Origin of the sequence: Salinisphaera sp. Q1T1-3, from assembly GCF_003602005.1 — a bacterium.
In the GTDB taxonomy this organism is placed as follows: domain Bacteria; phylum Pseudomonadota; class Gammaproteobacteria; order Nevskiales; family Salinisphaeraceae; genus Salinisphaera.
Genome location: NZ_QZWD01000004.1, coordinates 112,406 through 138,092, shown reverse-complemented (window position 1 = coordinate 138,092; position 25,687 = coordinate 112,406). Strand labels below are relative to the sequence as shown.

The 25,687-nt window shown below is 65.7% G+C and carries 25 protein-coding genes; 9 read left to right on the top strand and 16 right to left on the bottom strand.

Features of this window, described 5'->3' with window-relative positions; translation table 11 throughout:
• Positions 1–49: 49 nt before the first annotated feature.
• The 6 genes from D3260_RS05755 to D3260_RS17210 form a co-directional block, all read right to left on the bottom strand.
• On the bottom strand, positions 50–781 hold the full coding sequence (locus D3260_RS05755; RefSeq protein WP_120097623.1) for a lipid-binding SYLF domain-containing protein: 732 nt from the start codon (positions 779–781) through the stop codon (positions 50–52).
• Positions 782–1,082: 301 nt separating this feature from the next.
• Positions 1,083–1,769 (bottom strand): hypothetical protein, encoded by a 687-nt coding sequence (locus tag D3260_RS05750; RefSeq protein WP_120097622.1) that lies wholly within the window; start codon positions 1,767–1,769, stop codon positions 1,083–1,085.
• Complete coding sequence (locus tag D3260_RS05745; protein WP_120097621.1) at positions 1,766–2,725, bottom strand: hypothetical protein; 960 nt, start codon at positions 2,723–2,725, stop codon at positions 1,766–1,768. The genes D3260_RS05750 and D3260_RS05745 overlap by 4 nt, the downstream gene beginning before the upstream one ends.
• A complete protein-coding gene (locus tag D3260_RS05740; RefSeq protein WP_120097620.1) occupies positions 2,722–3,618 on the bottom strand; it encodes an ABC transporter ATP-binding protein in 897 nt (298 codons plus the stop codon). The genes D3260_RS05745 and D3260_RS05740 overlap by 4 nt, the downstream gene beginning before the upstream one ends.
• Complete coding sequence (locus tag D3260_RS05735) at positions 3,608–3,967, bottom strand: GntR family transcriptional regulator (protein ID WP_120097619.1); 360 nt, start codon at positions 3,965–3,967, stop codon at positions 3,608–3,610. Before D3260_RS05735 ends, D3260_RS05740 begins: the two co-directional genes overlap by 11 nt.
• Positions 3,968–4,000: 33 nt before the next feature.
• Positions 4,001–4,381, bottom strand: a complete 381-nt coding sequence (locus tag D3260_RS17210; protein ID WP_147418109.1) for a hypothetical protein — start codon at positions 4,379–4,381, stop codon at positions 4,001–4,003.
• A 545-nt stretch (positions 4,382–4,926) separates the two neighbouring features.
• Between D3260_RS17210 and D3260_RS05730 the strand changes: the two genes are divergently transcribed.
• On the top strand, positions 4,927–6,054 hold the full coding sequence (locus tag D3260_RS05730) for a nucleoside hydrolase (protein ID WP_158583410.1): 1,128 nt from the start codon (positions 4,927–4,929) through the stop codon (positions 6,052–6,054).
• Positions 6,055–6,164: 110 nt separating this feature from the next.
• Entirely contained in the window at positions 6,165–7,331 is a 1,167-nt protein-coding gene (locus D3260_RS05725) for an AI-2E family transporter (RefSeq protein ID WP_158583409.1), read from the top strand.
• Here D3260_RS05725 and D3260_RS05720 read toward each other — a convergent pair.
• On the bottom strand, positions 7,322–7,660 hold the full coding sequence (locus tag D3260_RS05720) for a hypothetical protein (RefSeq protein ID WP_120097616.1): 339 nt from the start codon (positions 7,658–7,660) through the stop codon (positions 7,322–7,324). The two genes, D3260_RS05725 and D3260_RS05720, sit on opposite strands and share 10 nt — an antisense overlap.
• Positions 7,661–7,712: 52 nt before the next feature.
• Between D3260_RS05720 and D3260_RS05715 the strand changes: the two genes are divergently transcribed.
• On the top strand, positions 7,713–8,144 hold the full coding sequence (locus tag D3260_RS05715; protein ID WP_120097615.1) for a cupin domain-containing protein: 432 nt from the start codon (positions 7,713–7,715) through the stop codon (positions 8,142–8,144).
• 82 nt (positions 8,145–8,226) lie between these two features.
• Here D3260_RS05715 and D3260_RS05710 read toward each other — a convergent pair whose 3' ends face one another.
• Both D3260_RS05710 and D3260_RS05705 read right to left on the bottom strand, forming a co-directional pair.
• Positions 8,227–9,219, bottom strand: a complete 993-nt coding sequence (locus tag D3260_RS05710; RefSeq protein ID WP_120097614.1) for a sugar kinase — start codon at positions 9,217–9,219, stop codon at positions 8,227–8,229.
• The gene (locus D3260_RS05705) at positions 9,216–10,271 is read right to left on the bottom strand and encodes a substrate-binding domain-containing protein (protein WP_199671370.1); all 1,056 of its coding nucleotides are present in this window, start codon (positions 10,269–10,271) and stop codon (positions 9,216–9,218) included. The genes D3260_RS05710 and D3260_RS05705 overlap by 4 nt, the downstream gene beginning before the upstream one ends.
• A gap of 188 nt (positions 10,272–10,459) precedes the next feature.
• On the opposite strand from D3260_RS05705, the gene pyk reads away from it, so the two are divergent.
• From pyk to D3260_RS05685, 4 genes are read left to right on the top strand one after another with little or no spacing between them, the layout of a single operon-like run.
• On the top strand, positions 10,460–11,881 hold the full coding sequence (gene pyk, locus D3260_RS05700) for a pyruvate kinase (RefSeq protein ID WP_120097613.1): 1,422 nt from the start codon (positions 10,460–10,462) through the stop codon (positions 11,879–11,881).
• Positions 11,882–11,913: 32 nt separating this feature from the next.
• Entirely contained in the window at positions 11,914–12,993 is a 1,080-nt protein-coding gene (locus D3260_RS05695) for a patatin-like phospholipase family protein (protein WP_120097612.1), read from the top strand.
• Positions 12,990–13,598, top strand: coding sequence for a nucleoside triphosphate pyrophosphatase (locus tag D3260_RS05690; protein ID WP_199671369.1), 609 nt, complete (start codon positions 12,990–12,992; stop codon positions 13,596–13,598). The genes D3260_RS05695 and D3260_RS05690 overlap by 4 nt, the downstream gene beginning before the upstream one ends.
• The gene (locus tag D3260_RS05685; protein WP_120097611.1) at positions 13,595–14,551 is read left to right on the top strand and encodes a bile acid:sodium symporter family protein; all 957 of its coding nucleotides are present in this window, start codon (positions 13,595–13,597) and stop codon (positions 14,549–14,551) included. The genes D3260_RS05690 and D3260_RS05685 overlap by 4 nt, the downstream gene beginning before the upstream one ends.
• A 455-nt stretch (positions 14,552–15,006) precedes the next feature.
• Here the strand turns inward: D3260_RS05685 and msrA are convergent, their stop codons facing one another.
• The 3 genes from msrA to D3260_RS05670 form a co-directional block, all read right to left on the bottom strand.
• Positions 15,007–15,666: a peptide-methionine (S)-S-oxide reductase MsrA gene (msrA, locus tag D3260_RS05680; protein WP_120097610.1), complete on the bottom strand. Its 660-nt coding sequence runs from the start codon at positions 15,664–15,666 to the stop codon at positions 15,007–15,009.
• Positions 15,667–16,174: 508 nt separating this feature from the next.
• Positions 16,175–17,509: an MFS transporter gene (locus D3260_RS05675; protein ID WP_120097609.1), complete on the bottom strand. Its 1,335-nt coding sequence runs from the start codon at positions 17,507–17,509 to the stop codon at positions 16,175–16,177.
• Entirely contained in the window at positions 17,506–17,931 is a 426-nt protein-coding gene (locus tag D3260_RS05670) for a gamma-glutamylcyclotransferase (RefSeq protein WP_199671368.1), read from the bottom strand. Before D3260_RS05670 ends, D3260_RS05675 begins: the two co-directional genes overlap by 4 nt.
• Before the next feature lie 343 nt (positions 17,932–18,274).
• Between D3260_RS05670 and D3260_RS05665 the strand changes: the two genes are divergently transcribed.
• Positions 18,275–18,949: an NUDIX domain-containing protein gene (locus D3260_RS05665; RefSeq protein WP_120097608.1), complete on the top strand. Its 675-nt coding sequence runs from the start codon at positions 18,275–18,277 to the stop codon at positions 18,947–18,949.
• 321 nt (positions 18,950–19,270) lie between these two features.
• Complete coding sequence (locus D3260_RS05660) at positions 19,271–20,137, top strand: MBL fold metallo-hydrolase (RefSeq protein WP_158583408.1); 867 nt, start codon at positions 19,271–19,273, stop codon at positions 20,135–20,137.
• Between the two features lie 312 nt (positions 20,138–20,449).
• Here the strand turns inward: D3260_RS05660 and D3260_RS05655 are convergent, their stop codons facing one another.
• The 4 genes from D3260_RS05655 to D3260_RS05640 are packed head-to-tail and all read right to left on the bottom strand — an operon-like array spanning position 20,450 to position 25,036.
• On the bottom strand, positions 20,450–22,048 hold the full coding sequence (locus tag D3260_RS05655; protein WP_120097606.1) for a DHA2 family efflux MFS transporter permease subunit: 1,599 nt from the start codon (positions 22,046–22,048) through the stop codon (positions 20,450–20,452).
• Entirely contained in the window at positions 22,045–23,214 is a 1,170-nt protein-coding gene (locus D3260_RS05650) for an HlyD family secretion protein (RefSeq protein ID WP_120097605.1), read from the bottom strand. Before D3260_RS05650 ends, D3260_RS05655 begins: the two co-directional genes overlap by 4 nt.
• A complete protein-coding gene (locus tag D3260_RS05645) occupies positions 23,211–24,599 on the bottom strand; it encodes a TolC family protein (protein WP_120097604.1) in 1,389 nt (462 codons plus the stop codon). The genes D3260_RS05650 and D3260_RS05645 overlap by 4 nt, the downstream gene beginning before the upstream one ends.
• Positions 24,599–25,036, bottom strand: coding sequence for a MarR family winged helix-turn-helix transcriptional regulator (locus tag D3260_RS05640; protein ID WP_120097603.1), 438 nt, complete (start codon positions 25,034–25,036; stop codon positions 24,599–24,601). The genes D3260_RS05645 and D3260_RS05640 overlap by 1 nt, the downstream gene beginning before the upstream one ends.
• Positions 25,037–25,687 lie beyond the last annotated feature (651 nt).

Sequence of the window (25,687 nt, the reverse complement as noted above, 5' to 3'; positions counted from 1 at the left end):
CGCGGTGCGGCGAACGCCGGCCCGCGACCCGTCGGCGATCGGTCGATGGTCAATCGTTGGCGCGCGTGAATTTCTCGAGCGTGTCGACGTAGGCCTGCATGGACTGCGGGGCGTTGCTGCGCTCCAGCAGGATCTGGCGCGGATCCGGATCGGCGGTGTCGTAGATGGCCGTGTTGGCGGCCTTGTCGAAGCTCACCTTGCCGCCGCCCAGATTCAGTCCGGCGAACAGGCCGCGCCGCGACATGCCATAGGCCACGATCGGCGCCGCGCTGTTGATCGGCTGGTCATAGCCGCTGGGCCCGGCCGAGACCGAGACCTGCGAGCCGAGCTTGACGAGCGAGTCATAGACGGCGCGCGTGCTCTGCTGGGTCGTGAACAGCAGTACCACGGCGCGTTCAGCGGCACCGGCCTGCAGACCGAAACTCGCGGCAGAAAGCGTGTAGACCGCCGGTGCCGCATCGTTGAAGGTGCCGCTGCGCTGACGACAGCTGATCAGCCCGCGACCGCGCGAGGCGCTGAAGATCAGCCCCGCCTGCTTGACGCTCGGGAAGACCGCGATGCAACGGGCCTTGTCCACAAGCGCGCTCGGGATACGGCGCTGGCTCGGTTGCAGCATCTGCTGTTGCAGCACCGTTGTCGCCGAGGCCGCAAGCTGTGCCTGTTGCTGCAAACGGGCCGTATCGCTGTCCGCGGCATTATTCTGGGTTGTCGCACAGCCGGCCAGCAGCGTGGCCGCCCCCAAAAACACGCTGACAATCAGCGATCGTGAATGAAAAGACATCCGGTAATTCTCCCTTTCAGCGAATGACGTGGATCAACGTGATTCGAACGGCTTGTGATGTCGACGTTATGGCGTGTTTGGGCGGTGCAATGCAAGCGGCGTCACGGCATGGATTCGGTGTCGTGGCTGATCGGGTGTCGGGTGCGTCTCGAAAGCGGCGACGACGCCGCGGCGCGACCGGGCCGGCGCCTGGCCCGTCTTTCATGTTCGACAGGGCCGCAGCCGCGGGCGGCGGCGCGCAAGCAGTGCAGTCGGCGCGCTGTCAGCCCGTGGACACCGGCGTCTGGTGCAGGCGCTTGATTCATTGACGTGCTGCGCGCAGACGCTGTCGACAATGCGAGCTATCGGCGGGGCTAAAAACCGCGTACGGGGTAAAGGCTGGAAGTACCGATATCAGACGATGCTGGGCCGCGACCGCATCGGCCATGGCGTCGCAGACCGGCGTGATCTTCTGGTCGAGAAAGGCCGAGACGTCGTCCTTGATGTGGTGCTTTGCCGATGTTGCTCCGTCGTTGCCGTAGATGGCCGCGCTGACATCGTGGAAGATGTCACCGACCAGATGGAAGCTGGCCTTACCGGTATCCATGCCGCGCGTGTGGATCTGTTGAACGGCGCGGTAATAGGCGGCAAGTCGGCGACGCTGCATGCCATCGAGTGCGACGAGTTGGCCGTCGATCCGCAGCGTCGGTTCGGCGCTCACCCGGGCTGGCGGCGCGCCGTCGGGCACGATCTTGATGCGATCCGGGCCTTCGATGACGATCTTGCCGTGATCGTTGAAGATGAGGTCGTCTCCGGAGGCGGCTTGATTGCACCCGACAAGTCCGATGAGTCCGGCGATGATCATCGAAAGGATGCCGACGACACGGGCGATGCGATGAAAGGCGCCGATGACGGCCATGCCGTGTGCACCGACCAGGGCAGTCGCGTGTCGCCCGGCATGACGAGCTGTCATCAGAGCGGCGGCGTTGGGCAACGATTCGGTATTCACGAGAGCTCCGCGTAGCGTTGCCGATAAAGCGAGCTCGCCAGAAGGCACAGGATCGCAATCAATACGCCGATCCAGAGCTGTGGTGTGATCAGGGGGTGCCAGATCGTTTCGAGCGCGCCGAGCAGATTGTGATGGTCGGTCAGCCGGCTGAGCGCACGCACGAAGCCGATCGGAAAAAGCCGTGCAATCAGCAGGTGCCACATGGGATTGGCGACCGAGACGGCATTGACCAGCGCAAAGAAGGCCGGGATCAGAAACGCCATGAGTGCCCGATGACGGCCCCCGACTGTCGAACACAGCATCAGCCAGGCAACCGCGGGCGCGAGACTCAGCAGGTAGATCGGCAGGGCGGCGAGCACGAGCACGCTGATGGCGAGAAGATGGGTGTCGGCCAGCAGCGCGCCGACGGGGCCGCCGAGAAACGGCGTGGTCGCGGCATATACGCCAATCGAGAGCCAGATCGCCAGCAACGTCGCCAGCGTCCATGCCGGCAACAGTACGACGAGGCCGAATATGAACTTGGCGCCGATCGTCTGGGTATCGCTGACCGGTAGGGATTTCCAGAACAACACGCTGCGATCGCGGCGCTCGTCGTACAGACAGGACAACCCGTAGGAGACGATGACCGCGCCGAAAGCGATCGCGAACAATAGCCCGATCGCATAGCCGAGGATGGCGAGTGCCTGGCTGACGTCGGCGAGGTCGGCCGCGCCGAGTTTCTGCAGGGACAGCGATAGATGGTCCAGGACACTGCGATCGCCGGTCTCGATCTGAACCTGATAGGCATTGCCGCTCAGCGGCAAGTCGGCGCTCCCGCCCAACACACTGACCAGAACGAACACGAGATTCAGAGCAGCCATCAGGACGGCGAGCCAGAATCCGCTGGTCACCAGCCGCCGGTGTTCCAGGAATTCGCGCCACAAAAGCCAGACAACGTTGTGTAGAGCGGTCTTCATGGGCTACTCATGACGGCAGTGAACAGATCGGCCAGCGTGGGCGTGTGCAATGCGCCGATGTCGGCCAGTGCATCGCGATCCACCCCGGCCTGGAGGTCGAAGATCAACGCGTGGGCACCGAGCATGCGCCGCTCGGCCCGCGGGCCGAGCGCGCGGGCGGCTGCCAGCGTGTCCGGATTGCAGCGCAGCTCGACGAACCGTGAGTCCAGGGCCGCCATCGACATGTCGAGCACGATGCGGCCGTCGCGGATGAACACGACATCGGTAAGGATGTGTTCGATCTCCTCGACTTGATGGGTCGTGACGACGATCGTGCGTTCCGCGTCGAAATAATCGCCGATCAGATTTTCGTAGAACTGGCGACGGAACAGCAGGTCGAGTCCGAGCGTCGGCTCGTCGAGCACCAGCAGACGCGAGTCGATTGCCATCACGAGCGCCAGATGCAGCTGCGCGACCATGCCCTTCGAAAGCTGGCGTATCCGTTTGGTCGGCGGCAGATCGGAGCGGGCGAGAAAGGCCTCGCAGCGCGCGCGATCGAAGCGCGGATGCAGTTTCTCGACCAGCGTGAGGGCATCGGCCACGCGTAGCCAGCCGGGCAGGGTGGCCACGTCGGCGATGAAGGAGACCTCGCGCATCAGGGCATCACGCGCGCGCCGTGGATCATGTCCGAGCACGGATAGCGTGCCCGAAAAACCGGTCAGGCCGAGCAGCGCGTTGAGCAGCGTCGTCTTGCCGGCGCCGTTGGGGCCGATCAGGCCCACGATACGGCCGGCGGAGACGGTCAGGTTCACGTCGTCGAGGGCCTGCTTGTCGGCGTAGCGTCGCGACAGGTTGCGGGCCTGGATGATCGGGCTGGGTGCGGCGGCCGTCGTTTCGTCAAATTCAGTCGTCATCGGAGGCCTGCATGAGCGTGGCGAGATCGAGATCGAGCCGGTCCAGTCGGGCACGCAGCGCCGGCCATTCCTCGGCCAGGAATCGTTCGCGTTCGAGCCGGCGCAGCCGCTCGCGCGCCCCCGGCCGCACGAAAGAACCGAGTCCGCGTCGTTTTTCCACGAGCTCGTCGTCCATCAGTGATTGATACCCGCGCGTCACCGTCAACGGGTTGATCTGATAGTCCGCGGCGACCTGGCGCACCGAGGGCAAGGCCTCGCCCTCGTCCAGGCGCCCATCGAGGATCATGGCCACGATGCGATCCCGTAGCTGTCGATAGATCGGGGCTTTGTCGGTCCAGGTTTCGGCCATGGTGCCCTGTATTGATTGACGGCTTGGCCCGACTCATCGCTCGACCACGCGCATGGCGTGATAGTCGCTCGTCGGGTCGTCTCCTGTGGCATCGAGCCTGCGCGACAGGGAGCGATCGTGTGATGTGTCGGTCCCGGCCACCCGGGGCGTCTTCGGCGTTTCGGGCAGGGTCTCGGGCGTTACCGTCACGCTCGGCAGCACGAAGACCGGGATGCCGTGCTCGAAGCCTACAAGCCCGTGTCTGTCCGGTTGCGGGCTGGCTGCGACCGCCAGGACCGGTGCGCCCAGTGCCAGAACGATGAATGCAACATCGCGTTTTAATCTAGGGCCTGTTGATGTTTCGTGCGAGCGCCTTTTCGTCGAGAGATCGCCGTGTGTCCGGCAAGGCGCGAGTCGCCGATCGTGGCGTGCCACGATCCAGACTCGCAACGCCGCCGGGCGCCCATCGTCGATTTTTCATGGGCGGCCCAACCCAAAGGGACAGGCGCCCCGAAATCAAAAACACGACGGCAATCCAGCGTTGTAGCCCGCTGGCGCAGCATGACACGCTATGCCTGCGACGCCTCGTCTTGCCGCCCATCGTCAATTTCAGGGCGCACTGGGCGCGGACTCGCACGAAACATAAACAGACCCTAGCGCGTCGTGTCGTCATTGTCATGCCTGATTGGTCATGTGGTGTTGTAGTTAAGTAATACACCATATCGGTTACATTGCAAGCATCGCCTGTTGGCGCCTGCGGTTTGCAGGCACTCACGCAAGAATTTGTCTTTCCGGCTCAGTCGTCTGTGTCGACGAGCCTGTTGTCGCCCGTGCCCCGGTATCGCAGGTCGCCGTCGTTCGGTGCGCCAAACGCGCATGAACGGTGTGATTCATGCAGGCTATGGGGGGATCGCGAGAAGGGCGATGACACGCTGCGTAAGCCCGACAGACTGCGGGCCTACCGTATCCAGGGAGAGATGATGAAACGTTGGGGGTTGGGATTGGCAGGCCTTCTATGCTGCCTGAGTGCCTCGGTCATGGCGGCATCGCCGTCTCGGCTGGTCGTGATCGATCAGGACGGCTCCGGGCCGGGCGGTTCGAACGAGCGCGCGATCATGGCGCTGGTGCAATCACCGAAGGTGAAGGTGCTCGGTATTGCCATGGTCACCGGAAATGCGTGGATGAAGGCCGAGACCGCACACACGCTGCGCCTGCTCGAGTATCTGGGGCGGCGTGATATCCCGGTCCACGAGGGTGCGGTGCACCCGTTGGTACGCAGCCGCGATGAAACGCTGGCCAATCAGGCGTTCTATGGCCAGCTGGCCTGGCTTGGCGCCTGGGGCGGCGACGGCAAGCACCCGGACGACTATCCGGCCGATCCCAACGCGCAGCAGGAGATGCCGGAAGGCCGGCCGACGATCACGCCGGCCAAAGTCGATGCCGCGCATTTCCTGATCGATGCCGTCCATGCGCATCCCGGGCAGGTGACGGTTTTCGCCGCGGGCCCCTTGACCAATCTGGCGCTGGCGCAACGGATCGACCCGACGTTCGCCGAGACGGCCAGGCAGCTCGTATTCATGGGCGGTTCGATCTCGCCGGTCACCGACGATCCGGAGTTCTCCACGTCGCCGACCCATGAGTTCAATATCTGGTTCGACCCCGAGGCCGCACACGTCGTTCTGACCGCGCCCTGGAAGAAGATCACGGTCACGCCGGTCGATATTTCACTGCAAAGCCGTTACACGGACGACATGCAGGCTGCGATCGCCCGATCGGACGAACCGGCTGCGCGTTATCTGGCTGCGTTCGATACCGAGCGCTATTACATGTGGGACGAGATCGCGGCCCTGGCGTGGCTGCATCCGGATCTGGTCACCCAGACCCGCAGGCTGTATCTCGATGCCGACATGAGCCACGGCCCGAACTACGGCAACACGCTGGCCTGGACGGACGAGACGGTGCCGAGGCATCACGGGCCGGCGGCCACTGTACAGATGACCCTCGACCGACCGGCTTTCGACCGAACGTTTATCGACCTGATGAAAGCGCCGACGCCGAACGCACGCAAGCCGGCGCCGATAGCGGACACGCACGATAGCGGCTCGTGATCAATAGGGGGCCCGACCGGCGTGTGTCGGGCCTCGAAAGGCTCTATGCTCGACGGATTGACGACCGGCGCGCCGCGCCGGCGCCGTTCTGATCCGAGCTGAGGTCTGGCGTGTCCGATTCTTCTTCCCGTGATCCGGGGCCGTCGCCGACACTCGCGCGTGTCGCGACGTGGTCCGTGATCGGATTGTTTCTGTTCGCGGCGGTCGCGGTACTGAGTCTGGCCAAGGAATTTCTGGTGCCGGTACTCATGGCATTTCTGCTGTCGATGGTCTTCGCACCCATCCGCCGGGTCTTCGATCGACGCGGCGTGCCCTCGGCCCTGTCGGCCGTGGTGATCGTCACGCTGCTGATCATGCTCGTGGTCGGCCTGATGTCGGCGCTCATCGTCCCGGCCAGCGAATGGGTCGATGCCGCACCGAAGATCGAGCGCCAGATCCAGCAGAAGGTCACGCGCGTGTCGCAGTCCTTCAACGGCCTGATCGAGATCGATCGCCACATCTCGCGCATGACCGGGCAGTCCGACGAGACGCCGCCCGCGGCGCCGACCGGTGAGGGCAATGGTCGCTCCATGGCAGCGAGCGCGATGATGCTGGCGCCGAGCATCGTCGCGCAGCTGGTGTTCACGTTCGTGTTGTTGCTGTTCCTGCTCGCCTCCGGCGACATGTTCTACGAAAAGCTCGTCCACGTGTTCTCGCGGTTTTCGGACAAGCGACGTGCCATACGTATCGCCTTCGCGATCGAGCGCAAGCTCTCGCGTTATCTGATGACGATCACCCTGATCAATGCCGGGGTCGGTGTGGCGGTGGGGCTGGCCATGAGCCTGCTGGGACTGCCGGACCCGGCCCTGATCGGTCTGGTCACGTTCATTCTGAATTTCGTGCCCTATCTCGGCCCATTCGCGGGCATCGTGCTGGTTGCGGCCATCGCGGCGGTGGATTTCGACTGGCTGGGTTGGGCCGGCATCGCGGCCGCGGTCTACCTGGTGATCACCGTGATCGAGGGCCAGTTCGCGACCCCGTATTTCGTCGGTCGCAATCTACGGCTCAATACCGTCGTGGTCTTCGTGGCGGTGTCGTTCTGGGCCTGGCTCTGGTCGGTGATCGGGATGATCGTCGCGGTACCGGTGCTGGTGGCGGTACGCACCTTCTGCGAGCACATCGACGGGCTGAACCCGCTCGGCGATTTTCTGTCCGAGCGACACGCCGAGAGCCCGCAGGCCGAGGCTGAAATCGAAGCGGAAGCCGAGTCGCAAGCCAGGGCCGACAATCAGTCCTGACCGCTGGCACGATCCGCTGGCGCCAATGAACGCCACCACGCCGCGTAACGGGTATTGGCCGGTGCGCAGCCGGTTTCATCGGGCGCATCGTCGTCCCACCAGACCGGGCCGCGTTCGCCGAGTGCCGTCTTGGCAGTCTGCACGCGCGCCCGGGCAGCATGTGTCTGTGCTTCGTCCCCGGCATCGCGCACAGCACGGCGCGCCGACATGAGCTCGCTGACCCAGTCGCGACGCGTGGTCTCGTCCAGCCGCGGGTCGGTGCACCGCCAGAGCCGATTCTTGGCGACGAAGTAGCGTCCGTCCGGCGTGGTGGGATAGGACTTGCGCATGGCCGACGCCTTGGGTTAGAGCGGTGACTTCCATTATGCAATCGAGATCGGCATGACCGACAACGACCGTTTCGCCTTTCATGATGTGGCCGATATCGCGACGCGTTTTCCCGATCAGTCCGACACGATTCTCGTCGATACGTATCTCACCGATTCGCCCGAGGCCAGCGCCCGCGTGTTTCGCATCTATCATCCGTTGCCGGCGCACTATCACATCAACTGTGACGAGCATCTCTATCTGTATTCCGGTGAAGTCGTCTTCCGGATCGGTGACGCGGCGCCGCGTACCATCACGCCGGGGCAGATGGTCACGTTCAAGCGCGAAACCGTGCACGCCATTGAACAGATCACGGCCCATCCGGCGGTCTTCGTCACGTTGGACACACCGCGCCGGGCGCCCGACGATGTGGTCTTCGTGAACCCGGCGGATGCCCGACAACGGGCGTTTGTGACGAATCTCGACGAGATCGCGGGCACAGACTGACGCGACGACGATACGATGCGCCCCGGCTGTTGGGGCATCGGAGCCAGGGCTGGGCGGCCGCTGGCGGCGGATCAGCGCGGTATCAGGCGGTCCCGGAGCGCGTATCGACCCGGGTTTCCGTGCTGCCGGCCTCCGATAACAGAGTGGCGCGATGCGGCAGCCCCTCGAAATCGCCCGGGTGGCCGCACACCCGGGCACCAAGGCGGTTGCCGCGCGCACAGGCCGCGGCAACGGATAGCCCTTCCAGACGCGCGCTCAGGTATCCGACGGCGAAACCGTCGCCGGCGCCCACGGTATCCACGACCCGGCCCAGCCGGATCGGGGCAGCCCGGCCGCATGCGCTGCGGGTGGCCCAGTAAGCCCCGGTCGCCCCGGTCTTGATCGCCACTTCCCGAATGCCGGCCCGCAGATAATGATCGGCGATCGCCTCGGGCTCGGACAGCCCGGTGAGTGTCTCGGCTTCGGCCAGGCCGGGCATGAACCAGTCGGCCTCGGCCGCCAGCGCATTGATCTGCGCGATCATATCGGTCCGACTCGACCAGAGTGTCGGTCGCAGATTGGGGTCGAAGGAAATCGTGCCGCCGGCCTCTCGTACGACCGCCATGGCATGGCGACACAGATCGCGTGCGGCCGCGCCGAGTGCCGGCGGGATGCCGGTGACGTGTAGATGACGCGTCCGGGGCAGATGTTCGGACGACAGATCGGCGCGCGACAGTTGGCTGGCCGCCGAGCCCGCGCGGAAATAGGCGACTTCCGGGTCTCCGCCGTCGTCACGACGGCCCTTGATCTGAAAACCGGTGGGCCGTTCGGCATCGATTGCGATACCGCTGCAGTCGATGCCCTCGGCCTCGAGCGCGCCGAGGATCTGGCGTCCGAACAGATCGTCGCCCACGCGACTGTACCAGCCCACCCGGAGCCCGAGCCGCGCCAGGCCGATCGCGACGTTGCTCTCGGCGCCGGCGATGCTGCGCGTGAATCGGTCGGCCGAGGCGAGGGCGCCGGGCGATTCGGCCCGGAACAGCACCATGCATTCGCCGAACGTGACGACATCGATGCCGCGGGAAGCGGCCGTCATCCGGCCATGGTCGAGCCGCGTTGCACGAGGGCGCCGGCCAGCCGCTTCTCGCCGGTGGTCGGTGCGAGCTGGCCGCTGATGCGGCCGAGCAGGATACGCACCGCCTGTCGGCCGATCGCATCGACCGGCTGGGCCAGCGTCGAGATACCCGGGCCGACGAGCGCGCACCAGTCGAGTTCGTCGATGCCGAGCAGGCCGAGTCGGTCGAAGACATCGCCGCCGGCCCGGCTCAACGCACGACAGACCGACAGCGTGATCACGCCGTTGGCACAGATCACGGCCGGCCGGGCGCCGGCGTCGGCGGCACGCAACCGGTCGGCGATCACTGCATCGAAGGCGGGTGCGTCGTCGGCATCGAGCTGATGGACGCGCGCGGTCACGCCGCGGGCCTCGCATTCGGCGCTGAAGGCGGCCACACGCGAGACACGCGGACTGATTGCGCCGGTGGGCTCACTGATCAGTGTCAGATCGTCGTAACCCTGTTCCACGAGATGTCCGATGGCATCGGCGACCGCCTGCTGGTCGTCCAGGCCGACGACGTCGCAGTCGAGCCCCTCGATGAGACGGTCGACGAGTACGATCGGCAGGCCGTCACGCCCCATATCGGCCAGGGCGCTGGCATCGCCCGAGGCCGTGTTCACGATCAGGCCCTCGACGCTGTAGCCGGACAGCGCATCGAGCTGGCGTCGCTCGATTGCCGGGTCGTTGTCGGTGTTGCAGATCAGCAGCGAATAGCCGGCATCGGCACAGGCCAGCTCCGCGGCACGGATGAGCGCCACGCTGTAGGGATTGCGCAGATCGGCCACGAGGGCGGCGATCAGGCGCGTGCGACCGCCCCGCAGACTGGCCGCGATCCGGTCCGGGGAAAAGCCGAGCCGTTCCACCGAGGCAGTGATGCGCGCCTTGAGCTCCGGCGAGAGGCGCTCGCGCTCGACGCCGAAATAACGCGATACGCTGGTCTTGGACACCCCGGCATCGGCGGCGACGTCGCGAATCGTCGGACGTCGACCGGCACTGCTCGGCCGTTTCGATTGGGAGGATATTTCCGACAAGGCGCGCCCCGAGCTGGGAACGGTTTCAGCAAATCGCTCTGCAAGGGTCGCCGTTCTGGCGACGATTGACCATACGACAAACGGTGTACCGTGGCGAACGTTGCGCCCGACGAATGGCCGGGCCGGCCCCTGGAATCGTTTTCCAGGGCCTCTGCCACGCTCCGAAACAAAGTGCTAGCATCTCGTTCATGCAAAGAAAAACCAAGATCCTCGCCACGCTCGGGCCGGCCAGTGATAGCCCGGATGTCCTCAAACGCTTGATCCAGGCCGGGGTCAATGTGGTGCGCATCAATTTCTCCCACGGAGATGCCGATGCCCATCGCAAGCGTGTTGCCACGGTACGGGAAACGGCCGCGGCGCTCGGCAAGTCGGTGGGCGTGCTCGCCGATCTGCAGGGGCCGAAGATCCGGATCGAATCGTTCGCGGACGGCAAGGTCGAGCTGCAGAACGGCCAGGCCTTCACGCTGGATACCGAGATGGCCGCCGATGCCGGTACGGCCGATGCGGTCGCCATCTACTACAAGCCACTGCTGGCCGATGTGAAGCCCGGCAGCCAGCTGATGGTCAACGACGGGGCGATCGCCCTCAAGGTCACCGAAGTCACCGACACGAAGATCGTCACGGAAGTCGAAGTCGGCGGCACATTGTCCGGTCGCAAGGGCGTGAATCTGCGCGGTGGCGGTCTGTCGGCCGGCGGCCTGACCGAACAGGACTTCGGCCACATCAAGCTGGCCGCGGAAATGGAAGTCGACTTCCTGGCCGTGTCGTTCGTGCGCGGTGCCTCGGACATGCACCAGGCTCGCCGAATGCTGACCGAGGCGGGCGGCAACGCGCGGCTGTGCGCGAAGATCGAGCGCGCCGAGGCGATCGATGCGCTGGACGAGATCATCGCCGCCTCGGATGTGGTGATGGTCGCGCGTGGCGACCTCGGCGTCGAGATCGGCGATCCGGAGCTGCCGGGCGTTCAGAAGCGCATCATCGCCCAGGCCCGCGAGATGAACCGTCTGGTCATCACCGCGACGCAGATGATGGAATCGATGATCGAGAATCCGGTGCCCACGCGTGCCGAAGTGCTGGACGTGGCCAACGCCACGCTCGACGGCACCGACGCCGTGATGCTCTCGGCCGAATCCGCGGTCGGCAAGTATCCGGTTGCCACCGTGGAAGCCATGAGCCGGATCTGTCTCGGGGCCGAGCGGGAGGCCACCCGCGAACGCCAGACCGCCGGTCTGTCCTCGCACTTCCGTCGTACCGACGAAGCCATCGCCATGGCCACGTCGTATACCGCGCGCAACATGCATGCCGATGCCATCGTCGCGCTGACCGAGTCCGGCACCACGGCCATGCTGATGTCGCGACAGGATGCCAACATCCCGATCTTCGCGCTGACCCAGTATCCGCGCACCGAGAATTATCTGGCGATGTGCCGCAACGTCTATCCGGTCGCCTTCAAGCCGAGTGAGCTCGACGGTTCGCGGCCGATCAACGAAGCGATCATGCGGCTCAAGGAAACCGGCGATATCGCCGCCGGGCATCGTGTGCTCGTGACCAAGGGCGATTTCACCGGCGCCGGCGGCACGAATGCAATGAAGATCGTCACGGTCGAATAACGCATCCGGGTGGGGCGACTGGCAGGCACGACGTGGCCGATAACGCCGGCTGGCTGACGCTCAAGGCCGGGCCGGCGGCCGCTGCGGCGCTGGCCGAAGGGCCGTTGACACCGGCGCGTGTCGGGGCCGTGGCGGCTGCGGCCGGCGGCCCACGCTGGCTGGCGATCACGGCATTTCACCAGACGCTGTTCGGCGAATGGCTGGCCGGCCGATCCGGGCTGCCGATCGTGGGCTCCTCGATCGGCGCCTGGGCGGGGGCCGCGGCCTGTCATCCGCATGATCCGGCCAGTGCCCTGGCCGCATTGGCCGAGGCTTACATCGGCCAGTCGTATCCTGAAAAGCCCGATGCGGCCTGCATCACCGACACGCTGGCCGATATTCTCTCGGCTGCGCTGACGCCCGAAGTGCGATGCGGCGTGCTCGAAACCTCGCCGTTCGACCTGCACGTGCTCACCGTACGTTCGCGCGGGCCGACCGGGGCGGAGAACCGGGCCGCACTCGCGGCGGCCACCGCCGCCACGATCGCCGGCAACACCGTCTCCCGACGGCTGCTCGGCGCGTTCTACGAACGGGTGATCTTCGCGCGAGACGCCGGCCGGATCGCGCTGGCGGACGACGGCGTGCCGTCGCGCACCGTGGCCTTGTCCGAGGCGAACCTGTTCGATGCCCTGTTCGCCAGTGGCAACGTGCCCTTCATCATGCGGCCCGTCCGTGATCCGCAGGGCGCACCCCGCGGGGCCTATCGCGACGGCGGTTTGGTTGATTATCACATCGATCAGCCGCTGGTCCCGCGGGATGCAGCCGCGCCGATCGTGCTCATGCCGCATTTCAACACCACGCTGGTGCCGGGCTGGTTCGACAAGCAGCTGCCCTGGCGCCAGCGGCCACGCTTTGCCGACCATACGTTGATGATCGGCCCGGGGCCGGCGATGCGACAGGCGATGGTCGCCGGTCGCGTGCCGGAGCGGGGCGATTTCTATCGTTATGCCGGCGACGATGCGGCCCGCCATCGGGTTTGGCATCAGGCCATGACCGCTGGCGCCCGAATGCGGGATGCGTTTTTTAATCTCGTCGCCCGCGATGCCCTGGTCGACCATCTGGAACCGCTATGATCGCACCGGAACTCATTCTGGCCTCGGCCTCGCCCCAGCGCGCCCGCCTGCTCGAACAGCTCGGGCTGGCGTTCACTGCGGTGCCGGCGGATATCGATGAAACCCCGCGTGTCGACGAGACGCCCGATGCGCTGGCCGAGCGGCTGGCCCGCACGAAGGCCGAGGCGGTCTCGGCGGCCTATCCCCGGGCTCGTATCATCGGCTCGGATACCGTGGTGGCCCACGGCGCCGCGGCGTTTGGCAAGCCACGCGATCTGGCTGACGCCCAGCGCATGCTGGGTGCCCTGTCGGGCACCACGCACCGTGTGCTGACCGGCATCGCCGTCGTCGCACCGGGGGGCGGGCTCGATGTCCGCGTGGTGGTCAGTCAGGTGACGCTCGACCGGCTGTCCGAGGCGGCGATCGTGGCTTACTGGACCAGCGGCGAGCCGGCCGGTGCGGCCGGTGCCTATGCCATCCAGGGGCTCGGCGGTCAGTTCGTGGTTCATCTGTCGGGAAGTTATTCCGCGGTCATGGGGCTGCCGATCTACGAAACGGCGGCGATGCTGCGTGCGACCGGTCTCGATGCGCTGGGCATGGCCGGCATCGACGGGATCGCTCGATGAGGCCGCCTGGTACGGCACGCATCGCCCTCGCATTCCCGTTGTGGGCTCTGGCCCTGGCGGTGCTCGGTTATCTGCGGCCCGACGTGTTCGCGCCGGGCAAGCCCCTGATCGTGCCGTTTCTCGTGCTCATCATGTTCGGCATGGGTTTGACACTACGGCTGTATGACTTTTCGCGCGCGGTAGCGCGCTGGCCGGTCGTGGGACTCGGGTTGGCGCTCCAGTATCTGTTGATGCCGCTGGCTGCGTTCCTGATCGCGCACGGGCTCGGCCTGTCGCGTGAACTGATGCTCGGGCTGGTGCTGGTCGGCAGCGTGGCCGGCGGCACGGCCTCGAACGTCATCACGTTTCTCGCCGGCGGTGATGTCGCCCTGTCGATCACGATCACCAGTCTGTCGACACTGGTCTCGATCATCGCGACGCCGCTTCTGACCTGGTTCTATGTCGGCGCGCAGGTGCCGGTCCCCGTGCTATCGATGCTGTCAACGATCGCCGAGATCGTGCTACTGCCGGTCGCCGCCGGCATGGTCGTCAACCAGCTGATCGGCGATCGATGGCCCGAGCGGGACGGCTGGTGCGCTCTGGCCAGCGCCGTGGCCGTCGGGCTCGTCATCAGCATCATCGTCGCGCTCAATGCGACATCGATTGCGACGCTTGGGGCGATCGTGCTGCTGGCTGTCGTACTGCACAATCTCATCGGTATGAGTGCCGGTTTCATCCTGGCCTGGTTCGTCACGCGTAACAGTGTCGTGGCCCGCACGCTGGCGATCGAGGTCGGCATGCAGAATTCAGGTCTGGCCGTGGCTCTCGCGCAGCAGTATTTCGGTGCCATTGCCGCCCTGCCGGGGGCGATCTTCTCGGTCTGGCACAACCTGGCCGGTGCGGCATTCGCCGGCCTGTGTGCCCACTACGATCGTCGCCGGCTGTCGGCGGCCGGTGTGCCCCGCGCCCGCTAGGGCGTGTTATTAATCCGGCACCAAAACAGCTGACGACGTCAGCTGTTTTCAACGCCATCGAAAAATAAATGCCGGCACCTGTCCGTCTCTTTATTTTCAATGGCTTCACGGCCGTTGGCCGGGGCGCGCGTGCTGTCGCACACGCACGTTATCAACCCGAAGAATCATCTATTTTTATGCCGGGTCAATAACACTTCGCGCGTGCGCCGCGCTGGCGATCATTTTTTGCAAGAGCAAGGCATCGGGCGCGTATGGCCGTCATTCTGCCGTAGCGAACGACAACCCCGGATTGCGCGTCCCGTCGGGTTGCGCTCAAAAACCGGCCAGGCAAGGCGCATGGCGCCGATCTTGGTCATGCCAAGGTCAAGCCGTGCAACGCCGCATGGCCGGTTTTGGGGCGGCAACGCGGTCACGGGCGAAGTGTTAACAGGCCCTAAGCGCCCCGGCGGGACAATTCAGCTCGCCGGTTTGCGCGCCTGATCACCCCAGAGCTTGTCCAATGTGCGATCCCGCCCGCAGGCGTTGCGATAGAACTTGTAGCGCAACGGGTTCTTTTCGTAGTAATTCTGGTGATAGCTCTCGGCCGGATAGAACGTGGTCGCGGGCACGATCTGGGTAGTGATGGGGTGCGGCGCATCGGCGTCGGCAACGAGCGTTTCCTTGGTGTGTTCTGCCGTCTTCATCTGGGCAGGGTTGACGGCGAAGATCCGGGCGCGATACGAACTGCCCCGGTCGCAGAACTGGCCCTTGTCGTCGGTCGGATCGATGTTGTGCCAGAACACTTGAAGCAGGTGGGCATAGCCGACCTCGGCCGGATCGTAGATCACCTTGACGGCCTCGAAGTGGCCGCTGGTCTCCGATGTGACGTCCTCGTAGCTCGGGTTGGCGACGTGGCCGCCGGTGTAGCCGTTGATCGTCTGCGTCACCCCCTTGATGTGGTCGAAGGCTTCCTCGACACACCAGAAACACCCCCCGGCAAAGATGGCCACCGACCGATGTGGGCCGGTATCGGCGGGTTTGAAGGGGGCTTCGGGCCCCGGCGCGGCGGTGACGGCCGGTGCGATGACAAGCCATGCGAGCGTCGCGCACAGCAGGTGCTGAAACCGTCGGGCCATGATCCACTCCTGTTCTCGTCGGTCCAGACCAGCATACGTCGCCGCGTATGTTTGCGACGCACACGAGCGGTCGGGGCCGATGAGCGGGCCCTAACGCACGATGAGGCCATCTGCCGGCCTGTGGTACTGCACTCGCTGACGTTTCACGGGCGCGCGTGTCCATCGGCGAGCGGCTCTGGAGTGTGTCTTCACGAGATAGGCAGCCGCATTGTCCCTGCCGGGCGTGTCGAGCAAGGCGCGGACCGCCGAGCGTGGCCCGCCCCCCGGTCACGGCGCGCAACGCCGCATGGCCGGTTTTTGGGCGCACGCGGGACGTGTTATTGATCCGGCACCAAAACAGCTGACGACGTCAGCTGTTTTCAACGCCATCGAAAGATAAACGCCGGCACTTGTCCGTCTTTTTATTCTCAATGGCTTCACGGCCGTTGGCCGTGGCGCGCGTGCTTTCGCACACGCGCGTCATCAACCCGAAAAATCATCTATTTTTATGTCGGGTTAATAACAGGCCCTAGTCGCGCTGCTCCAGTTCCGGCAGACCGTAGGCAAGCCCGGCCGCGGCCAGGGCGGGGAGGGCAAGTACCGCCACCGCGATAGCCGCGCCCCACATGCCGATTGCCGCGATGACGGCACCGCCGGCCAGCAGCACAATTCCGATCGTGGTGTTGGCAACCGCGGTCAGCCGGGCGCGGTCGTCGGCGGTGCCCAGGTCGGTGAGATAGGTCTTGCGCCCGAGACGCACGCCGGCGTGAATGCCGGCGAGCAGGAAATAGGCGATCGCGAACGGCCACACGCCGGCAGCCGATCCGAAATCGAACCAGACCATGAGTGCGACGAGCGCATTGAGCAAGGCGGCCGCCACGCCGGTGATGATCAGCACCTGGCGCGACGAATAGTCGGACAATCGTCCCCAGAAGGGGGCGGCCACCAGGGACGCCAGGCCGGAGACACCGAGCAGGATTGCCAGGTGCGCGATGCTGACCCCGCCGGCCGTGCGGGCGAGCTGGGCATAATAGGGCGCGGCGAGCGCGGTGGCCACCAGCAGACCGCGAACCGCGATGAAGCGACCAAAGGCCGGTTTGTCCCGGATCAGCGACAGGCTCGCCACGGCGGTCTTGACCGCGTTGCCGCCGCCTTCGGTCGCGCCCGGGAATTCGCGCAGGCCAGCGAAGATGAAGGCAGCAGCGACCCACAACACCCCGGCCACCGCGAGCAGCAACAAAATCGGGGTCAGATGATCGGCGACCGGCACTGCCCACAGAAACAAGCCGAGTGCCACGGCGAGCCCGCCGGCGGCGCTGGCGGCATAGCCGGAGACCGTGCCGCGACGTGTCTTGGCGATCGTCTTGCCCTGCACGTCCTTGTAGGAGGCCGAGCAGACACCCCGACCCAGGGCAAACAGTGTCAGCAGCAACAGGACGGCAGCGCCGGCCGCAGCCGGTGACAGGGACACGGCCGCAGCGATCATGGCCAGCACGGAGCTGCCCTGAATGGCGGCACCGGCGACCCAGAACCATTTGCGCACCGGCCGGGCGCGCATCCAGCCGGCGATCACGAGCTGGGGCAGCAGCGCCAGCGCTTCACGAATCGGCACGAGCATGCCGGCCATCCAGGCCGGGGCGCCGAGTGTGGCGAGCAGCCAGGGCAGGATCAGCTTCGGGCTGGCCAGCAGATCGCCGGCCTTGTTGGCAAACAGCGAAACGAGATGGATAAAGAAATTGGTCGGCTGTTCGCGACAGGCATCGTCGGAGATATCCGTGCATACCCGCGCGTTCTCATCGCCGGTGATCTTGTCGTAGATATCGCGAATCGGGCTGTCGGTGGCGCCGGTCGGCGTCTTGCTCATCGTCGCTTGTCCTGATCGGTCTGCCAAAGGCGTCTTGCATGCGCGATCCAGTCACCGTCGGTGATCGTGGTCCAGTCGGCACGTCGTCTCATGACCCAGAGATAGATCCAGGCCGCACCCCAGGACGTCGGAATGACGCGTCGCGTGTAGTGCACGGGATATCCTTCGAGCGTATCCAGGGCCTGCAGGATCGCGTCATCGATCCGATAGACTTCACCGATCAAGGCGGTCTCGCCGTAGGGCAGCGCGGCCGGGTACGGGCCGGTATCGACCATCGTGTAGCCAGCCTCGGTCGCGGTCAGGCCCAGGCGCGAGGCGCCACCCAGCCAGTGGGCGTTGGCCTGGCCGCTGCGTAACGTGCCGTAGACGAAGACACGGTCGGTGCGTTCGGAATCCGGAACGGCCGGGGACATGTGCGTCATGCGTGGCGATTGATGGCGGTATCCTAGGGTCTGTTGAGGTTTCGTGCGAGTCCGCGCCAAGCGTGCCCTGAAACTGACGATGGGCGGCAAGACGAGGCGTAGTACGCGCCGTGCAGCCATTCTGCACCAGCGTGATGGAACGCTGGATTGCCGTCGTGTTCTTGATTTTGGGGCGCTTGTCCCTTCGGGGTGGGCCGCCCATGAAAAATCGACGATGGGCGCCCGGCGGCGTTGCGAGCCTTGATCGTGGCACGCCACGATCAAGGCTCGCGTCTTGCCGGACACACGGCGGCCTCTCGACGAAAAGGCGCTCGAACGAAACATCAACAGGCCCTAGCGAATAATGAATGCTTCCTCCCAGGCATCGAAACAGGGCGTCGTGCGTCCGGCGGCAACGGTCGTTGTTCTACGCGATCGCGGGGCGATCGGTTGCGGTCTGGAGGTGTTGTTGTTGCGACGTGCCACAAGCCACGTCTTCGGCCCCGGGGCAGATGTCTTTCCCGGCGGCGCGGTCGATGCCGCCGATCACGCCCTGGCGGCCCGGTTGCCGGCGGCCGAGACGCAGACGACGGCGTATCGCATTGCCGCGATTCGTGAATGCTTCGAGGAATCCGGATTGCTCGTCGGCACCACGGGCAGCGCCGTGGACGACGTCCGGCGTGGCAAGATCCGCACGGCCCTGTGTCACGGCGCGATCGACTGGCTGTCGGCCATTGCCGCCCTAGGCGTCGGGCTCGATCCGGCATCGCTGACGGCGTTCGCACACTGGACGACGCCGGCCGGTGCGCCGCGCCGCTATGGCACGTATTTCTTCGCCGTCCGGGCACCGGCCGATGCGGCGACCGCGACGCCCGACGGCCACGAACTGGTCGCGTCGAGCTGGGTGGTGCCGGCCGCGGCTCTGGCTGAAGCGCAGGCCGGTCGACGCCGGCTCATGACGCCGACCGCGGCGACCCTGCGCCGGCTGGCGGCGTTCGATTCGGTCGACGCCGCCCTTGACGGGTTGGCCGAGCGCTAGGGCCTGTTGAGGTTTCGTGCGAGTCCGCGCCAAGCGCGCCCTGAAACTGACGATGGGTGGCAAGACGAGGCGTAGTGCGCGCCGTGCCGTTATTCTGCACCCGCGGGCTACAACGCTGTATTGCCGTCGTGTTTTTGATTTTGGGGCGCTTGTTCCTTCGGGGTGGGCCGCCCATGAAAAATCGACGATGGGCGCCCGGCGGCGTTGCGAGTCTGGGTCGTGGCACGCCACGATCGGCGATTCGCGCCTTGCCGGAGGCACGGCGGTCTCTCAACGAAAAGGCGCTCGAGCGAAATCTCAACACGCCCTGGAATGGCACGCATGCATGACACGAGCGTAATGACACGAGGCCCGGTTCGGATTGCACCAGGCGTGACCCGGCTGGTTGCGCCCAATCCGTCGCCGATGACGGGGCCGGGGACCAACACTTACATCCTGGGCCATGGGCCCTATCTGGTGGTCGATCCGGCCGTCGATGACGAGGCACATCTGCAGGCCATCGGTGCGGTAACACAAATGCAGATCGAGGCCATCGTGCTCACGCATCGACATCCCGATCATGCCGGCGGTGCCGAGGCGCTGGCGGCGGCCAGCGGCGCGTCGATCCTGGCCTGGCCGAAGCCCCGTCCGGGGGCGCACGATCAGCACGTGATCGTGGACCGTTCGCTTCGTGCCGACGAGCGCCTGGTCTGCGGGGGGCTGACGATCCGGATTCATCACGCGCCGGGCCACGCGGCGGACTGTATCGCGCTCGAGGTGCCGGACGCCGGGCTGCTGTTGGCCGGCGATACGCTGATGACGGACGTGACCGTCGTGATTCTGCCACCGGATGGCGACATGACGGCTTATTTCGAGACACTGGCGCGGCTGCGCGATTGCGATATCCAACGGATCGCGCCGGGACACGGGGATCTGATCGAGACGCCGCGCGCGGAAATCGCGCGCGTCATCGCCCATCGCGAGGCCCGCGAATCACAGGTTGCCGCTGCGCTGGCGGAAACGACCGTCTGCGCGCCGGAGGATATCGTCGATGGGCTCTACCCGGCGCTCGATTCGCGCCTGCGGCCGATGGCAGCGCAGCAGATCGAGGCTCATCTGCGTCGTCTGGGGGAACTGGGCCGGGCCCGCCGTCTCGCGCACGGCTGGCAGGCGATTCAAGATGCGTCGTCGCCCAGGGCGCGGGGCTGATCTACCGGAGTGCGTGCCAGGGCCTGTTGATGTTTCGTGCGAGTCCGCGCCAAGTGCGCCCTGCAATTGACGATGGGTGGCAAGACGAGGCGTAGTGCGCGCCGCGCAGTCATTCTGCGCCAGCCTGCTAGGGCGTGGCATCACGAGATAGGCAACCCGAAGGGCCAGCGGCCAGGCCACGACCAGCCGGCGTTATCGCGCGCTCACGTGGCTGGGCCAGGCCATGCGCACGATGCCTTGCTTTGCCGTCGTTTGGTGGCGGGGGCGACGGTCTATCTCGTGACGACCCGCCCCAGGAGCCCGGCCGCGGCCTCAATCCTCGTGCTTGCCCGAGGACATCAGTAACGACAATGGCACGAGACAGGCGATCACCACGCCCAGAATCCAGTAGTCGTCGAGAAACGACATCAGCTGGCTCTGCTCGGCGACCATATTGGCCAGCGTGGCCTGGGCCTGCTGGCGGGCCGCGTCCATGGAGGCCCCGGCGGCCATGAAGTGCTGGGTCAGCTGATCGAGCAGCGACTGGGTCTGGTGATCGTAGGGCGTGATGTTCTCGACCAGTACGTTCTGATGATATTGCCCGCGCCGGGCCAGCCAGGTCGTGACCAGCGAGATGCCCACGCTGCCGCCGACATTGCGCACCAGGTTGACCAGTGCGCTGACCTGATCGGTCTTGTCGGCCGGTACGCCCACATAGGCGATGCTGGTTACCGGGATGAAGATGAAAGCCAGACCCAGCGTCTGCAGACAGCGGGCCGCAACGAGCTGGCCGAACGAGGTGTCGAGATTGAAGCCGGTCATGTGGAACATCGAGATCGAGACCAGCGACAGGCCGATACCGACCATCCAGCGCGTATCCAGCCGGCCCGACAAGGCGCCGACGATCGGCATCATCGCCACGATCACCAGCCCACCGGGCGATATCACGAGCCCGGCAAGGGTGGCGGTATAGCCCAGTACGCGCTGCACGAATTCCGGAATCAACAGCGTCGAGCCGAACAGCACGAAGCCGAGCATGAACATCAGGACGTTGGCGATCGAGAAATTGCGATAGCGAAACAGCGTCAGATCCATGATCGGATGCTTCTGGAACGGCTCCCAGAGCACGAGCGCGATCAGTGACAGGCTCGAGAGTACTGCCATCGTGGTGATGAACGGCGAGGCCAGCCAGTCGTCCTGCTGGCCCTTGTCCAGCAGGACCTGCAGACAGCCAAGCCCGACGATCAACAGCGCGAAACCGATATAGTCGATCGAGAACCCATTGGCCATCTTGGCCCGACGGGCCTTTTCATAAGCCTCGGTGTCGTGGACGAGCAGGCTGGCCAGGACGATCAGCACGGCGCCCACCGGCACGTTGAGCAGAAAGATCCAGTGCCAGGAGACATTGTCGGTGATCCAGCCGCCGAGCGTCGGTCCGATGGCCGGGGCGAAGACCACGGCCACGCCGTAGATCGAGAACGCCATGCCACGCTGTCGCGGCGGGAACGAATCCGCCAGGATGGCCTGAGCCACCGGCTGCAGTCCGCCACCGGCCGCCCCCTGGATGATCCGGAACACCACCAGCCAGGCCAGCGATGGCGCCATGCCACAGGCCAGCGAGGCGATCGCGAAGCAGACGATCGAACCGATGAAGTAGCGCTTGCGGCCCAGTACCTGCGAAAACCAGCCCGAGGCAGGCAACACGATGGCGTTGGCCACCAGATAAGCGGTAAGGATCCACGTCGCCTCGTCCTGGCTGGCCGACAGCGAGCCGGCGATGTGGCTGAGCGAGACGTTGGCGATGGAGATGTCGAGCACCTCCATGAACGCGGCCATGCCCACGACCGCGGCGATCAGCCAGCGTCCGGACGGATACGTCGCGCCGGCCGCGATGCGTGCCGGGTCCGACGCCGAAGCCTCGGTCTGGCTCATCGCTTCGGCGCGGGCCCGTCGGCGACGTCGGTCGCGGCGTTATCCTGTCGTTTGACCGCCACAATATCGCCCGCGGTGTCGATCGTGGGCACGACCGAAAGCCCCGGACTGACATCACGCCCGGCCAGCTGGTCCGGTTTCGTGAACACGATCTTGACCGGTACGCGCTGCACGATCTTCACGAAGTTGCCGGTGGCGTTCTGTGGCGGCAGCAGCGAAAAGGTCACGCCAGTGCCGGCCTGGATGGATTCCACGCGGCCATCGAAATGCTGGCCGGGGTAGGCATCGATCTCGATGGCGACCGGCTGGCCGGGCCGGACGTGGTCCAGCTGGGTTTCCTTGTAATTGGCCACGACCCACGGATCGTCCTCGACCACGGCCATGGCGGCCTGGCCGGCGTTGACATGGCTCCCGGCCACGATCGACTTCTGGGCAATCTTGCCGCTATGCGGGGCCCGAACTTCCGTATATGACAGGTTCAACCGGGCCTGGCGCACCTCGGCCTTGGCTCGGGCGATATCGGCATCGGCCTTCGACGCCTGTGATTGCTTGAGCTTGATCCGGTCCGGCGAGGCCTTGGCCTGGGCGAGCTGGGCACGGGCCTGACGGACTTCGGCCTCGGCCTGTTCAGCCTGCGTGGTCTGTTGATCGAGCTGTTGCTGGGAGACCTCGTGCTTGGCGTAGAGGGCCTTGTAGCGCTTGGCATCGGCCGCGGCGCGACGGGCCTCGGCCTGGGCGGATTGCAGCGCGGCCGTGGCATTGTCGATGTCGGCGCCGCTGGTCTGGCGGGTCACCGACAGATCCTGCTGGCTGGCGTTGTAGGAGGCCTGCGCCGACTCCAGGCTGGCCTCGGCCTTGGCGAGATCGGTCTGGAAGTCCGCCGGGTCGAGCGTGAACAGGACATCGCCTTTCTGCACGTGCTCGTTATCGCGCACGAAAACGCGCGCGACCGTGCCAGTCACCCGTGGGGCCATCTGGGCGATGTCGGATTGGACATAGGCATCGTCGGTCGATACCAGATGTCGGTGCAGGAACCACCAGGCCAGCCATATCAGGCCGCAGATCGCGACCAGCAGCACCGCGATCATCGCCACGCGTCGGCCCTTGTTCTTCTTCGGCGCCGGCGTCGCCGTGCTCGCTGTGTCCGTATCGGAGGTCGCACTCATGGCGTCATCGGGTGAGTCAGTGAAAATTGCTGGGCGCGCCCGAGGGCGGCGGCCAGGTTGATGCGGGCCCGGGTGTACTCGGCCAGGGCGTCGATCCGCTGGGTGCGGGCATCGGCGAGCGACGACTGGGCGTCGACGACTTCGACGTTGTCCGTCACGCCGTGGGCGAACCGGTCCTGCGAACGATCGAGTTCCTGCTTGGCCAGCGTCAGGTTGGCCCGTGCGGCGCGCACACGGGCGGCCAGCTCGGTGAGCGTCTCGCGCGACGTGCGCACGTCCTGCTCGACCTGATCCTGCGTGTCGCGAAAGCGGATCTGTTGCTGATTCAGACGGCTGGCGGCGGCATCGACCTGCCCGGAAATACGCCCGCCGTCAAAGATCGGCACCGAGAGCGTGGCGCCCACGGCATAGGTCGGCCGGCTGTTCTCGCTCGGCGTGTTGCCGGATTCACCGTAGTCCGCCTCCAGACCGAGGGTCGGCAGGCGCTGGCCGCGGGCCGAGGCCAGGTCGTGCTGACGCCGGGCGATCTGCAACCGTGCCATGGTGATCTCCGGCCGATCGGCGAGGGCCGAATCGATATCCGTGGTGGCGCTACCCAGCGGCATCGGGCGAAAGACCAGCGGGTCGGTCAGGTGGATCGGCTGGCCCAGTGGCAGGCCGACGGTACGGGCCAGACGGATGCGCGCACGCACCGCCGCGGCCCGGCGCTGGGCCAGGGTGGCCTGATCGCGTGCCAGCCGGGCCTGGGCCCGTGTGACATCCACGCCCGTGGCTACGCCGACGTGTTCCTGATCACGCGCGAGCTTGCGCAGAGTCTTGGCCTGGCGCACATCGGCCTCGGCCGCCTGCACGGCGGCCTGTGCCGAGCCGTAGGCCACGTAGTCCAGCTCGGCTTGCGAGGCGACCTGTTCGCGGGCCACGGCCAGTTGCGCATCGGCGGCGCGTTCGCCGATCTTTGCGCTCTGATAGTCCTTCCAGGCGCTGTAGTCGAACAGGGTCTGGCGCAGTTTGGCCCGGGCATCGAACGTGTTGTAGGTCACCGTCGTGGGGAAATTCAGATCGAGGCCGGGGCCGCCGGCCAGGTCGGGGCCGATATCGGAGCCGAAATCGAAGCCCTGGGCCGCCAGATTGGTCTGACGACGCGATTCGCTCACCTGGCCGGAGATGTGCGGCAAAAAGGCCGCGCGGGCCTGAACGCGCTCGCCGGCCGCTTCCTTCTGGCCGGCGCGCGCCAGCAGCGCATTCGTATTCGTTGCCAGCGCGCCGTTGATGGCCTGTTCCATCGACAGCGGCCGGCCGGCCGGGGCCTCGGCCAGAGCCGGCAGACTGGCCACGATCAGGCTCAGCGCCAGGGCGGCGACGGACAATGCCTGTATCGATCGCATCACTCGGTCCCCGCGTTCAGGCGGACGAGCAGGGCGCGGAGCTGTTCCTGCTCTGTGTCGTTCAGTGGCGCGAGCATCTCGGCCTTGGCCCGCTGAACGGCGGGGCCGATATCGACGAGCGTCTGCTGACCGGCCGCGGTGAGCGAGATGACATAGGCGCGGCGATCGTTCGGATCACGCTCGCGAGCCGCCCAGCCGTGCGTCTCGAGTCCGTCGACAAGATAGGTCACCGTCGTGCGGTCGAGCCCCAGCGCCTCGGCGATCTGGCTCTGCCAGAGTTTCTCGTGTGCCTCGAGCAGAAGCATGACGGCATATTCGCGCCCGGAGATCCCGAACGCGGCCGTATGCCGGGCGAACAGATCGAGCTGACGCAGGTAGGCCCGTGACAGCAGATAGGGCAGACGATCGCGAATGGTGTCGGGCAGACGGACGGACACGACGATTCCGGACTGATTGAATCCGGCGATATTCTTGTATCTAGATAGTCAGCAGTCAAGATTGTTTTGTCATACAGTTTTCTGGCCGATACAAAACGCTCGGTTTCGTGAAAAACTCTAATGAGAGGTCACACCTATGGCGTGTCGTCACGAGACAGGCAGCTGTATTGCCCCTGCCGGGCGCGTCAAGCAAGGCGTGGGCCGCCGAGCACGGTGCTACGGTCAAGGCACGCAACGCGGCGTGGCGCGGCCGGCAGGGGCAACCCGAGGGGCCAGCGGGCAAGCGAGGACAATCCGGCGTTATCGCCCGCTCACGCGGCTGGGCCACGCCATGCTCACGATGCCTTGTCTTGTCGCCGCTTGGCCGCGGGGGCGACGGTCCATCTCGTGACGACGCGCCCTGGGGCGTGTTGAGGTTTCGTGCGAGTCCGCGCCAAGTGCGCCCTGAAATTGACGATGGGCGGCAAGACGAGGTGTCGCAGGCATAGCGTGTCATGCTGCGCCAGCGGGCTACAACGCTGGATTGCCGTCGTGTTTTTGATTTCGGGGCGCCTGTCCCTTTGGGTTGGGCCGCCCATGAAAAATCGACGATGGGCGCCCGGCGGCGTTGCGAGTCTGGATCGTGGCACGCCACGATCGGCGACTCGCGCC